Here is a 13,112-nt window from a genome sequence, read left to right as displayed (position 1 = left end):
CTTTTTTAGCTTGTCATGCTTGGCTATATAGAATAAGAAAACTTGCCTGCCAATATAATGTAACAGACTAACATAAACAGGGAGGCGAGGGTGTTGCATGATTACATCAAGGAGAGGACGTTGAAAATCGGACTCCACATCATCGAAACCCGGCGCACCGTGCGGTCGATCGCCAAAGAATTCGGAGTATCGAAAAGCACGGTGCATAAGGACCTGACGGAGCGGCTCCCGGAAATCGATCCGGTGCTGGCCAATCAGGTGAAAGAGATTCTGGAGTACCACAAGTCCGTTCGTCACCTGCGGGGTGGTGAAGCGACGAAGATTAAATATCGCCGGAAGAAGGCAAAGATGGTGAGCGAGGCAACGGTGGAAGCGGAATTCTAAAAAAATATAAAAAGAATCCCTGTCACTCCTAGAAAAATATAAGCTACATACGTTATACTAGACATATTGAGATGAAATCGTTTGTTTCGACGCAGGGAGGAATTTAAGACAATGTTCGGGAAAGATATCGGGATAGACCTCGGCACAGCCAATGTACTCATCTATATCCGCGGTAAAGGGATTGTACTCGATGAGCCCTCGGTTGTCGCCATCGACCAAAACACCGGCCAAGTCTTGGCGGTAGGAGAAGAAGCGCGGAGGATGGTGGGGCGAACTCCGGGAAATATCGTAGCCCTGCGCCCGTTAAGAGACGGAGTGATCGCTGATTTTGAAGTAACGGAAACCATGTTGAAGCATTTCCTCAACAAGATTGGGGTAAAAGGCTTTTTCATCCGTCCCCGCATCCTCATCTGTGCGCCCACAAATATCACCTCTGTGGAAAAGAAAGCGATCAAGGAGGCGGCGGAGCGCAGCGGAGGACGGGAAGTCTTTTTAGAAGAGGAACCAAAGGTGGCTGCCGTCGGGGCCGGTTTAGACATCTTCCAGCCTGGAGGGAATATGGTCATCGATATAGGCGGTGGAACAACCGATGTCGCCGTATTATCCATGGGAGATATCGTCACCGCCTCTTCGATTAAAGTGGCCGGGGACAAGCTGGATATGGCCGTTGCTCAATATATCAAGCGAAAATATAAACTCCTGATCGGCGAACGGACGGCTGAACAGATTAAGATTCAGATCGGGACGGCATTTCCGGGAGCTCGCGATCAGACGATGGAGATACGCGGCCGAGATTTGGTAAGCGGTCTTCCTCAAACCGTCACCATCCGTTCGGAAGAGGTAAGAGAGGCGATGGATGAGATGATCCGAGAAATTGTAATGGCCGCCAAAAGCGTATTGGAACGAACACCTCCCGAACTTTCTGCCGATATTATCGATAAAGGAGTCGTCCTTACCGGTGGAGGAGCCCTCCTCCACGGACTGGATCAACTTCTCTCCACCGAACTGAAACTCCCTGTTATGGTTGCGGAAGATCCGATGTCCTGCGTGGCGAGAGGGGCGGGGCTGATGTTGGAAAATCTGGACCGCTTGTCGAAACAATCAAAGAAGAAATTTGGATAACTTCACGGAAGAGGAACCTGAGAACATGTCATTCAAAGAAAGGAGTGAATCACGTGATCCGTGGTTTTTATACGGCGGCGTCAGGAATGTTTGCCGGCCAGCGCCGTCAGGAGATCCTGACCAACAACTTAACCAATGCCGAGACGCCAGGATATAAGGCGGATGAAGCGGTACTCCGGGCCTTTCCGGATATGCTGATGGAAAGAATCAGGGATGGGGAAAAAAGCGGGATTGGGATGATGCAAAACGGGGTTTACACCCATGAGGTGGTTCCCCAATTTACCACAGGAGCCCTTCAGGAGACGGGAAACGCCTATGACTTTGCGATCGCCAAAGACCCGGTAGGTCCCAATGGGGAGAGGGCCGTTCTCTTTTTCACCGTAGAGGATAACCAGGGAAACCGTTACTACACCCGGAATGGCCGGTTCAAGACCAATCTGGACGGACAACTTACCACCTCGGACGGTTTCCTCGTCTTGGACGAGCAGGGGAATCCCATTCCCGTGAATGGACGGAACCTTGAATATACCCCCGATGGGCGGCTGATCCTGCACGACGTTTTGGATCCTGCCATCACCGATGAAGTTCGCCTTGGGATTGTCGCTTTTGGGGTGGGGGCCGGCAATCTCGGCGGAAACGCCCCCTTGCCCAATGTGAACCTATTGGTAAAAGGAGAACGGGGCTACTTTGCTCCCGCCCAGGGGGGGAATGTGCAGCCGGTAAGCCTCTATGCCCCTCCTCTCGCCGGGTGGACCTATGAGGTAAAACAGGGAGCGGTAGAAAGCTCCAATGTAGATCTCACCAAAACCATGACGGAGATGATGGAGGTCCTCCGTTACTATGAGGCCAACCAACGCAGCCTCATGACGGCGGACAGGACGCTGGATCGGGCGGTAAACGAAATCGGCCGGGTCTAACTTAACGATGCGGATGAAAAAAGGGGTAAGAGGAAAGAGGACTCTCACATGAGAAAGGAGAAGGAGGATGGACCTTTCACTCATTCAAGGATATCAGGGAATGAGGGCGCTTATGGAGAGGATCGATACCATCGCCAACAACGTGGCCAACGTAGACACCACCGGATTTAAAGCGCGGGAGACCACCTTTGGGGAAATCTTGTATCAACAACTCCCCAACCAACCGGGCGGAGAACAGGCCAATGCGAATGGGCGAATCACTCCGGAGCAGATTCGGATAGGCAGCGGAATCATCACCACCGGCACTCCGATCCGCTTCACCCAAGGAACCCGCAAGGAAACCGGCATAGAGACCGACCTCATGATCGAGGGAGAGGGCTTCTTCCGGGTCAGGAAGGATGAAAACCAAAACGGAAATCTTAACGATGATCCCATCTATTACACCCGGGCAGGCCGCTTTACCCGTTCCCCCGGAGCGGATGGAAATGACTATCTTGTCACCCCCACCGGGGAGTTTCTATTGGACGAATTCGACAATCCGGTGGCGATTGCTGCAGGGAACCGTTTCCGTGTGGAAAGAGATGGGACCTTGGTGCAGATCTTTCCCGATGGGCATGAGGAACCGAATTATGAACGAATTGCCGTCTATTCTATTCCCAATTTGCAGGAGATGGGGCACCTCGGCAATAACCTCTGGGCGTACCCTGTTCAACAGCAGGCGAGACAAGCCCCTCCGCCTGCCGGACAAGCTCCGCTTCTCTTGAACGACGCACCGGAGCGATTTGCCATTCATCAAGGCGCTTTGGAAGCCTCCAACGTGGACCTGACGAAAGAGATGACTTCCCTCATCGAATCGGAGCGCCACCTGCAGCTTACCTCCCGTTCCTTGCAGATGACCGATCAGATGCTGGGCTTGGCCAACGAGATGGCTCGCAGATAGATGGTTCACAGATCGAATTCCTGACGAATCCTTGCTTTTCATCCCTAACATGATAAAATCAGGTTAGTCTAATCAAATCGGACCCTTGTGAGAAGGGAGACTTCAGTGTGCCTGGAAAGGATTTCGGAAAGGAAAGGGAAACGCATTTGTCCGCCCATTCGAAGAATGGCGTCAAAGGGAAGAATAAAGGAGACGCCCTGCCCCTCTCTGCGAAGATCACCATCATCGTCTTGATGCTCTTCGCTTCCATGCTGATCGGCATGATGATCGGCTACGGGATCTTGGGAAAGAGTCCCGTGGGCGACATCTTCTCTATTGAAACATGGACCCATCTTTTCGCTCTCATCTTTGGCTGAGCACTTCTTCCATGTATGGAAAATCCCCTTCGTTCGCGAGGGGGATTTTACTTTTTCGGGACAAAAATGGGCCGATATGGTAAACTAAAGAGAAGGGGTGAATAGGATGTATCAAATCGAGGAAATCAAAGAAGTGATTCCCCATCGCCCTCCTTTTCTCCTGATCGACAAAATTTTAGAGGTGGAGGCAGGCGTCCGAGCGGTTGGGGTCAAATGTGTATCGATGAATGAGCCCTTTTTCCAAGGACATTTTCCCCAATATGCCGTCATGCCCGGCGTCCTCATCGTGGAGGCCCTTGCCCAAGTCGGAGCCTTTGCGATCCTGATCAAAGAAGAAAATCGGGGAAAACTCGCTTTCTTCGCCGGTATTGACCGCTTCCGCTTCCGGGATCCGGTTCGTCCGGGGGATACGCTTCGCTTGGAGGTGGAGATCACACGGCTTAAAGGAAGCATCGGAAAAGGGGAAGGGAGAGCATACGTCGGTGAAAAGCTGGTGGCCGACGGTGAGCTCATGTTTGCCTTAGGAAAATAATGGGAAGTAGAAAGAGGAGGATGAAAGATGATCGTTCGCAAAGCGATTATTCCAGCCGCCGGACTGGGAACCCGTTTCCTTCCCGCCACCAAGGCGATGCCGAAGGAGATGCTCCCCATCGTCGACAAACCGACGATCCAATACATCATCGAAGAAGCCGTTGCCTCGGGGATTGAAGATATCATCATCGTTACCGGTAAGGGAAAAAGGGCGATCGAAGATCATTTCGACTACTCGCAGGAATTGGAACAAAATCTGATGGAAAAAGGGAAATACGACCTTTTGGAGGAGGTGCGGAAGCCTTCCCACCTCGCCGATATCCACTACATCCGCCAAAAGGAGCCGAAGGGTCTGGGACACGCCATCTGGTCCGCACGGAAATTTGTAGGAGATGAACCCTTTGCCGTCCTATTGGGGGATGATATCGTTCAAGCTGAAAAACCCTGTCTTAAACAAATGATTGAACAATATGAACGCTACCGCTCTTCCATCATTGGGGTAAAAAAAGTTCCGGAAGATGAGGTTTCCCGCTATGGAATCGTGGACGGAAAAGAAATCTTTGAGCGTCTTTACAGCATCAACAACCTGGTAGAAAAGCCAAAACAAGAAGAGGCTCCTTCCAACATCGCGATCATGGGCCGTTACATCTTAACCCCGAAGATCTTCGAAATTCTGGATACCCTCCCACCCGGCGCAGGGGGGGAGATTCAATTGACGGATGCCATCTCCAAATTGAATCAAATTGAAGCGGTCTACGCCTATGAATTTGAAGGCACCCGCTATGATGTCGGAGAGAAAATGGGCTTCATCAAGACCACCATCGAGTTTGCCCTTCAGCGGAGTGAACTGCGGGAGGAATTGCTTCAATATATGATGGAAGTGGTTGAGCGGGAAAAACTCCTTTCAAGATAACCTAAAACAAACGAAAGATGGAAGAAGAATGGTTGGAAAAAATCCGACCTAGGGATTAAAATCATGGGTGGAGGGAGAGCTTGCATGAGCCAAATGGCAAATCTGTCGAAAGAAACCCAAGAAAGAATCGAACGTTGGTTTCTGGGAATTGCGGATGAAGAGCTCTATCAGGAACTCAAGGCATTAAGCCCGGAAGAGCTGAACGAACGATTCTACCGCTACTTGGAGTTTGGCACCGGGGGAATGCGGGGAGAGTTGGGAGTGGGTACCAACCGGATGAATCGCTATACGGTACTTCGGGCTACCGAAGGGTTGGCCCGTTACATAGAAAAAGTGGGACCGGAAGCAAAAAACCGGGGAGTCGTCCTTTCCCATGACTCAAGGCACAAATCCCGCCCCTTCGCAGAAGAATCCGCCCTGCTGCTCAACCGGCACGGGGTAAAAGCTTATCTCTTCGATGATTTGCGTCCTACTCCGGAATTATCTTTTGCCGTGCGCGAGCTAAAAGCCGTCGCAGGCATCATGATTACCGCGAGCCACAATCCCCCGGAATACAACGGGTATAAAGTGTACTGGGAGGACGGAGGACAGATCCCCCCGATGATCGCCGATGCTTTAATGAAGGAAATCGACCGGGTGGAGGATGAACTCTCCCTGAAGCCCCTTTCTAAGGAAGAGGCGATCAAGGAAGGGCTCCTTGTTTCCATCGGAAAAGAACTGGATGAGCGATATTACGCACGCCTTCAGGAGCTCGTTCTCCAACCGGATATGATCCGCCGGCATGGGGAGGCGTTAACCATCGTTTACACGCCTCTTCACGGCACGGGAAACCGGCCGGTGCGTGAGATCCTCTCCCGGGTCGGTTTTAGCCGCTTGCACGTTGTGAAAGAACAGGAACTCCCCGATCCCGATTTCCATTCCGTCAAGTCGCCCAATCCGGAGGAGAGGGCCGCCTTCACCCTCGCCATCGAAGAGGCGAAACGCTTGGGTGCCGACCTCATCCTGGGGACCGACCCTGACGCCGACCGGGTGGGCGCCGTCGTACAGGACCGGAGCGGGGAATATGTGGTCCTTACCGGGAACCAGACCGGAGCGCTCCTCCTTCATTATCTCCTCTCCGAGCGGCAGAAGAAGGGGGATCTTCCGAAGAATGGAGTGGTGATTAAAACCATCGTCACTTCCGAACTGGGCCGGGCCATCGCCTCCTCTTATGGGATCGAGACGCTTGATGTTCTGACCGGTTTTAAATTTATCGGGGAGAAGATAAAAGAATTTGAAGAGACCGGGGAGAAAAAATTCCTCTTCGGGTACGAAGAAAGTTATGGATATCTGGTCGGCGATTTCGTCCGGGATAAGGATGCCGTGCAGGCCTGCCTCCTCATCGCAGAAATGGCCCTCTCCTATAAACGGCAAGGGAAAACCTTATACGATGCTCTTTTGGATCTTTATAAAAAATACGGGACGTATCGGGAAGGGCTCGTCTCCATAACCTTAAAGGGGTTGGAGGGAAGCGAGAGGATCAAGAAGATCATGTCCTCTCTGCGGGAACATCCCGTCGAGGAGGCGGCCGGTCTTTCGGTCCAAATCATCAGCGATTACAAGAAGGGAATCACCTACCATCTGAAAGAGGGCAGGGAAGAGGCGACCGGCCTTCCCCTTTCCGATGTCCTCCGCTACACTTTGGAAGGAGGTTCCTGGTTTGCCGTTCGCCCTTCCGGGACAGAGCCGAAGATAAAGATTTATTTCGGAACCGTGGCCGATGATCTTACAACCGCTGAGAATCTTTTGGAGGCTCTGAAGACCGATGTGATGGCTCGGATTCAGGTTTAAAGAGGAGCCAAACAAAATCCTGGACGAAAACGGTCCGGACGAAACGTTTTTTCTCCCGCTGAACAGGGCGGGAGATCATTTCTTCATGCGCGATCGACGCGATGCGAACAACATAACGGCCAGGTGACCGCACCGAAGGGGGAATAAAGATGTATCGTACTGCGCTCGTCCACGTTTACAGGGGAGGTCAGATCGAATCGAGCCACGACGGCCACATTGCCGTCGTAAACAGCGACGGCAAGCTCCTCTATTCCTATGGGGACCCGTTTCGCATCACCTTTGCCCGTTCTTCATCGAAACCTATGCAAGCCATCCCGGTGGTCGAATCGGGGGCGGTGGATGCTTTTGGACTGGATGAAGCAGACCTTAGCCTCATCTGCGCCTCCCACAGCGGGGAGGAGAGACACACGACGAGAGTCCTGAAGATCTTGGCGAAGGCGGGGCTTGGAGAGGAGAACCTTCGCTGCGGGCCTCATATCCCCAGGGATGAAGAGGCATATAAAAAAGCGGTCTTGGAGGGAAGAAGCCTCACCCCTGTATATAACAACTGCTCCGGCAAGCACGCCGGCATGCTGATTACCGCGAAACATCTGGGTGAACCGTTGGAGAGCTACCTGGAACTCTCCCATCCGGTACAGCAGCGGAATCTCGCCGTTATCGGCGAACTTTCCGGCTATCCGAAGGAGAACATCGGGATCGGGGTGGACGGCTGCGGGGTTCCCACCTTCGCCATGCCCTTATATTACTGGGGGGTTGCCTTCGCGCAGATGGCGAAACCGACCCGGCAGAAAGCGGAACGGGCAGAAGCCATTCGCCGCATTGCCGATGCCATGGTGGCTCACCCGGAGATGGTGGCGGGGATGAAGCGCTTCGACACCGACCTGATGAAGGCCGCCCAAGGAAGGCTGATCGGAAAGGCGGGGGCGGAAGGCGTCTTCTTCCTGGGAGACCGCCAGGAAGGAATCAGTGTGGTGATGAAGGTGGAGGATGGAAATGGAAGAGCCGTTCCCCCCGTCATCCTATCGGTTATCCGCCAATTGGGCCTCTTGGATCAGGAAGGTGAGGATCGCCTCGTCGAATATCGCCATCCCCCCATCAAGAATACCCGCGGCGAGAACGTCGGCTATCTTATTCCCGCCTTCACGCTGTAACCCGCAGCTTGGCGGCAGGGGGTACTATTTTCATTCGCTTCTGGACATGTGGAAGGCGGGCGGGTATCATAAGAGTAGCAAAATTCGTCATCGTACAACCGGACAAGACCCTTGTCGACAGAATCGAATCGGATGGAGGAGACCCATGTCGAGAAAACGGAAACACGCCGAATCTACGTTAAACCCTGCCGAACATCACATAGAGAATCATATGGCCTCAGGGAACAGCGCCAAGAAAAAGCCAACCCAAAATATCCACTTCGGAAATCCGACGAGAAAATCCCCGCCGGGCGCTTCTTCCATACACCATTCTGTGGGGAGAACAGGTTACTACTTGATCTCCCTCTATGCTTTGGCACTCCTCATCATCCCCTACTTCCGGGGATTATTTTTCGACCAGGACATGATTTACGCCGATGTAATCCTTACGGGACTCTCCCTCCTCGTCCTCGGCATCTATTGGAAGAAGGGGACGGAAGAACTGTTTCAGACACCCCTTCCGTATCTGGTCTTTGGGATTCTTCTCGTTTATTTCCTTTCGGCATTTCAAGGCATCGTTCCCGCCCTGGCCTATGACGAAGCTTTTCGGTGGGTGACTTACTTTCTCACCTTTCTCGCCCTCATTCTTCTCCTGAATGAAGAGACCAAGCCCTTTCTCTTCCATGGGCTCCTACTTTCCATGCTCTGGGTAAGCCTCTTCGGCCTCTTTGCCCAGTTCGGATTGGTTTCGTTCCAAGATGCCATTTTAGGAAACCGCATCTCTTCGGTTCTCCAATACCCCAATACCTTAGCCGCGGTTGTGGCCGCCTTGATGATCGGGACACTCTTTCATCTGAGCGGGAAAGCAGACCGTTTCACCCCGGTTCACTCCAAACCGGATCCGGGAAGCATTCTTTCCTTCCTGTATGCCCTCTTCCTGCCCGCCCTCCTCTTCATCTTTATCTACAGCCAATCCCGGGCCGCATGGCTTCTCTTTCCGATCGTCTGGTTTCTCGCCCTTTTCTTTCTCAGTCTCAGGCGCCAACTTCACTTCGTCCTCTCCACCCTCTTGCTCGGGGCGGTTTCCCTCCCCCTTCTCCCCGTTTACGATCAATATGTAAAGGAAAAGAACGCCCTCTTCCTCCTTTTGCTCCTGGGAGCAGGTTTCCTCTACGCCTTGCTCTCCTTGGGACTGGCTTGGCTTTTGAAGCGGTGGGAAAAGGCGCCGCGGGGAAGAGTGGGCCGATTCCTCCTCCCTGCTTTCCTTCTCCTTGCGGGAATCGGTTCTTTCACCCTGATCCAGACGCCTGCTTTTGTGGAGCTTCTTCCGGATACGATTAAAGGGCGCCTCTCCGACATCAACCTCACCACCCGGAGCGTCGCCGAGCGAGGCACCTTTTACGAGGACAGCATCGCCCTGTTTAAGGAGCATTGGCTGATCGGGGCAGGGGGGAATGCATGGAAGGGACTTTTCTTGAAATATGAGACCCTTCCCTACTACTCCTCCCAGACCCATAGCTTTGCCATGAAGATCCTGGTCGATACCGGGGTGGTCGGCACCCTTCTCTTCCTGACCTTTTTTGGGATTCTCCTCTATACCCTTTTTCGCGTGCTGCGGAAGGAGAACTTCTCCGATGCCGTCCTCTACCGGATAGGGCTTCCTTTCGTGACGGGAATGATGCTTTTTTTGCACAGCCTCGTCGACTTTGATATGTCTTATGGTTATTATGCCCTTCTTTTCATCTCTTGTCTCGCTCTCCTTTACAGTGAAGGGAGAAGGGAAAGGGTGGAGCTTCGCTTTCCCTTTTTGACCGAGTATAAAAGGCGGGCTTATGTACAGGGGGCGAAAATCTCTTTTCTCCTCCTCGCCTTCATTCCGGCCTTCTTCATGCTCCTCTACGCCTACGCCGAATCGATTCCTATGAGCGGCCTTTCCGCCGCCCAGGCCCTCGCCAATGTAGAGCGGAAAATTTCCTTAAAACCCGTAAGCGTCGATTACCGGCTGATGCGGATGGATCTTCTCGGTCAGAAGAGCCGGCGAAACGGGGGAGAGGAACTTGTGAGGGAAGGCATGGCGGAAGGGGAGCGCATCCTGGCCCTTGATCGGTATAACACCCAAACCTATTTGAAAGTGGCTTCCTTCTTCGGGCAATATGGGGATGGAATCAAAGCGCTGGAGTACACGGAAAAGGGACTGGAAAACGGTAAGTGGTTCCTTCCCGCTTACGAGCAATACATCTCCTTTGCCACTCAGGTTGCAATTCTACATTTCCAAAATGGAAAGAAGGAAGAGGGCCTATCTCTACTGCGGGAGGTGGCGGCACGTCTTACGGAGATCGAACGGAAACGGGGCATTCTGGATCAACAGATCGAATCGCAACGCTATCCGGAATTTGCCTTCACCGAACCGATCCGGCGATACGGCGGACAAGCCCTCATACTCCTTGGCCAATCCGAGAAGGGGACCGCTCTCCTCGATCCCCTGAAGGGAAGCGGAGATCCGGCGACCAAGGCAGATGCCTTCCTTTGGCTAAGCATCGCCAAAGAGAAACTGGGACAAGCCAATGAAGCGGCTTCCCTCCTCGAAGAAGGGAAGAAGATCGATCCTCAGATCGAAGAGAAGCGGGCCGAGATGTTCAAAATCGTGGATGCGGTCAAAAAATAACGAGTCTACCATCATTTTTTCTATCCTGCCGATTTTACGAGAACCCTGAATCGACGTAGATGGAGATCATCCCCTAGTGGACCTTCGCAGAGAAATAGGATATAATCGTGTTCGAAAAAAAGAAAGAGGCAAGGTGCAACCTTCCTCGTTTTTTTACGTCTTAAAAGAGGGGATCTTTGGATGGATTTGCCCACACAGCCCTTGTTTCATATCCCTTTCGCCGCCGTCCGTTTTCACGAGATGGTAAACCTTCTCATCCGGCAAGTGGAAGAGAGGGAAGGCGATTTGGAGAAGTCCTATCGGGACGCCTCGTCCTTGGTCCATTCTCCGTTGCGGGTTATCACCGGCAATCCGGAGATGGTGATGCTCTCACGGAAGGAAAAACGGTTTCAGGGAATCCTAACGGGAGAAGGGAGAGTTATCGTTCCCGACGGAATCGGCATCATCCTAGCGGGGAAACTTCTGGGACGACCCTATCCCGAGAGGATCGCAGGCTTTGACCTCATGACGGAGCTTTTTCGCTTCGGAGCGGAGAGGGAATGGCGCGTCTATCTTCTCGGCAGCACCCCTGAAGGAATCGAAAAAGCGCGAAAGACCATAGAGGGGAAATATCCTCGCCTTCTAGTCCGGGCTCACCACGGTTATTTTAAAAAAGAGGAGGAGACGAAGATATTGGAGGAGATCGCCTCCTTTCAACCTCATCTCCTCTTCGCAGGATTAGGCGTACCGAAGCAAGAATATTGGCTGGAAGAACACCTGCGCCATCTCCCCGTCGCCTTGGGGATGGGAGTCGGGGGGAGCTTCGACGTTCTGGCGGGGAAGGTAAAACGAGCCCCTTTACTATGGCAGCGCATGGGTGTAGAATGGTTGTACCGTCTGATCCAGGAGCCTTGGCGCTGGAAAAGGATGACGGCCCTGCCCCGCTTTCTGTTTCTGGTCGTAGGAGAAAGGCTTAGGGGGTCAATTTCCCATGACCGTCCATGAAGACTTGTGAAAGAAAAAATATGCGGTAGGTCCGCGGATAAAAAGTAAGGAGAGGAATCATGACGGGTTACATGGCAGTCTTTTTGCTGGGGATTGTAACTACGTTTCTATCTACGCCTTTGGTGAAGAAATTGGCGGTTCGCATCGGTGCGGTGGATAAGCCTAATGCCCGCAAGGTGCATCATCGGCTCATGCCCCGCCTGGGCGGATTATCCATCTATCTCGGGTTTTTAGCTTCGACGATATGGCTCGTAGGAGATTATAAAGTGGTGAGCGCCATCCTGATCGCCTCCTCGGTGGTCGTCCTCACCGGTATCCTCGACGACAAGTATCAGCTTAAGCCGATCTATAAACTTCTGGGACAGGTGATCGCCGCCCTGGTGATCGTATTTTTCGACGTACAGATGAAGTTTATCCATTTACCTTTTGATTTAGCCAACGATTCTACGTTTAATTTTGGCTTTTTGGCCATCCCCATCACCATCTTTTGGATCGTGGGGGTGACCAATTCCATCAACCTGATTGACGGGCTGGACGGCCTGGCCACGGGAGTGACGGCCATTGCCACCGCCACCATGCTGGTCTTGGCGGTCATGATGGGGAATGTGCCGGTCATCTTTATGGCGAGCGCTTTACTGGGGAGCCTCCTCGCTTTTCTCTACTTTAACTTCTATCCGGCCAAAATCTTCATGGGGGATACGGGCTCCCTCTTCCTGGGATTTATGATGGCGGTTTTATCCCTGCTCGGATTCAAGCAGGTGGCTTTCACTTCCTTCATCATCCCCCTGCTTGTGTTGGGGGTGCCTCTTTCCGATACCGCCTTCGCCATCCTGCGCCGGATCGTGAACAACAAACCCATCTCGGCACCGGATAAACAGCATTTGCATCATTGCCTGATGAGGGTGGGGTTCTCCCATCGGGGAACGGTTCTCCTCATCTACGGGATCAGCGCTTTCTTTGGCCTAAGCGCCATCCTTTTCTCCCGTGTGACGGTCTGGATCGAAGTGGTAATGCTGATTCTCATCCTCCTTCTCCTCTCCTGGGGTGCGGAGGCGTTGGGCATCATTTCCACCAAGTATAAGCCCTTTACCCGGGCATGGATCCGTTCCAAGCGGGCCCTGAGGAAAGCGGCTCGGGTGAAGTAGAAGCTTTTCTTCCCTTCCGTAAAAGAGCGTTTGATTCTCATGTTACCTCTATACGTTCCATGGGTAATAAACGTTCGATTTTTTATCGTCGGCGATTTTTCCAGATGATTTTAGAGATCCTTATTGGATCTTTTTTTTTGGGGAAAAAAGGGGACGGGCAGTTTCTGCAAAAAAGTGAAAAAAAAAGCCCTTTAT

At 52.6% G+C, this 13,112-nt stretch carries 12 protein-coding genes; all 12 read left to right on the top strand.

The genetic code is table 11. The features are described from left to right. The first annotated feature begins 93 nt into the window (after positions 1 to 93). The 12 genes from spoIIID (at position 94) to THEAE_RS0117630 (ending at position 12,917) form a co-directional block, all read left to right on the top strand. Positions 94 to 384, top strand: a complete 291-nt coding sequence (spoIIID, locus tag THEAE_RS0117685) for a sporulation transcriptional regulator SpoIIID (RefSeq protein ID WP_028988344.1) — start codon at positions 94 to 96, stop codon at positions 382 to 384. A 111-nt stretch (positions 385 to 495) separates the two neighbouring features. Beyond that, entirely contained in the window at positions 496 to 1,506 is a 1,011-nt protein-coding gene (gene mreB, locus THEAE_RS0117680; RefSeq protein WP_005585803.1) for a rod shape-determining protein, read from the top strand. Between the two features lie 53 nt (positions 1,507 to 1,559). Next, on the top strand, positions 1,560 to 2,423 hold the full coding sequence (locus THEAE_RS0117675) for a flagellar hook-basal body protein (RefSeq protein WP_028988343.1): 864 nt from the start codon (positions 1,560 to 1,562) through the stop codon (positions 2,421 to 2,423). 67 nt (positions 2,424 to 2,490) lie between these two features. Next, a complete protein-coding gene (locus THEAE_RS0117670) occupies positions 2,491 to 3,363 on the top strand; it encodes a flagellar hook-basal body protein (RefSeq protein WP_028988342.1) in 873 nt (290 codons plus the stop codon). 107 nt (positions 3,364 to 3,470) lie between these two features. After that, complete coding sequence (locus tag THEAE_RS22285) at positions 3,471 to 3,719, top strand: DNA-directed RNA polymerase subunit beta (RefSeq protein WP_052330142.1); 249 nt, start codon at positions 3,471 to 3,473, stop codon at positions 3,717 to 3,719. Positions 3,720 to 3,825: 106 nt separating this feature from the next. Further along, a complete protein-coding gene (gene fabZ / locus THEAE_RS0117660) occupies positions 3,826 to 4,251 on the top strand; it encodes a 3-hydroxyacyl-ACP dehydratase FabZ (protein ID WP_005585797.1) in 426 nt (141 codons plus the stop codon). Positions 4,252 to 4,278: 27 nt separating this feature from the next. Further along, positions 4,279 to 5,163 (top strand): UTP--glucose-1-phosphate uridylyltransferase GalU, encoded by an 885-nt coding sequence (gene galU / locus THEAE_RS0117655; protein WP_028988341.1) that lies wholly within the window; start codon positions 4,279 to 4,281, stop codon positions 5,161 to 5,163. Between the two features lie 93 nt (positions 5,164 to 5,256). Beyond that, complete coding sequence (locus tag THEAE_RS0117650) at positions 5,257 to 6,993, top strand: phospho-sugar mutase (RefSeq protein WP_039945497.1); 1,737 nt, start codon at positions 5,257 to 5,259, stop codon at positions 6,991 to 6,993. 149 nt (positions 6,994 to 7,142) lie between these two features. After that, positions 7,143 to 8,144 (top strand): asparaginase, encoded by a 1,002-nt coding sequence (locus THEAE_RS0117645; protein ID WP_028988339.1) that lies wholly within the window; start codon positions 7,143 to 7,145, stop codon positions 8,142 to 8,144. 145 nt (positions 8,145 to 8,289) lie between these two features. Further along, on the top strand, positions 8,290 to 10,788 hold the full coding sequence (locus tag THEAE_RS0117640) for an O-antigen ligase family protein (protein WP_028988338.1): 2,499 nt from the start codon (positions 8,290 to 8,292) through the stop codon (positions 10,786 to 10,788). A gap of 180 nt (positions 10,789 to 10,968) precedes the next feature. Beyond that, a complete protein-coding gene (locus tag THEAE_RS0117635; RefSeq protein ID WP_005585791.1) occupies positions 10,969 to 11,772 on the top strand; it encodes a WecB/TagA/CpsF family glycosyltransferase in 804 nt (267 codons plus the stop codon). A gap of 59 nt (positions 11,773 to 11,831) precedes the next feature. Then, positions 11,832 to 12,917 carry a glycosyltransferase family 4 protein gene (locus THEAE_RS0117630; protein WP_005585789.1) on the top strand — a complete coding sequence of 362 codons (1,086 nt, stop codon included), beginning with the start codon at positions 11,832 to 11,834 and terminating at the stop codon, positions 12,915 to 12,917. Positions 12,918 to 13,112: the final 195 nt, after the last annotated feature.

The organism is Thermicanus aegyptius DSM 12793 (assembly GCF_000510645.1).
Lineage (GTDB): Bacteria > Bacillota > Bacilli > Thermicanales > Thermicanaceae > Thermicanus > Thermicanus aegyptius.
This window is presented reverse-complemented; position numbering and strand designations above follow the sequence as displayed.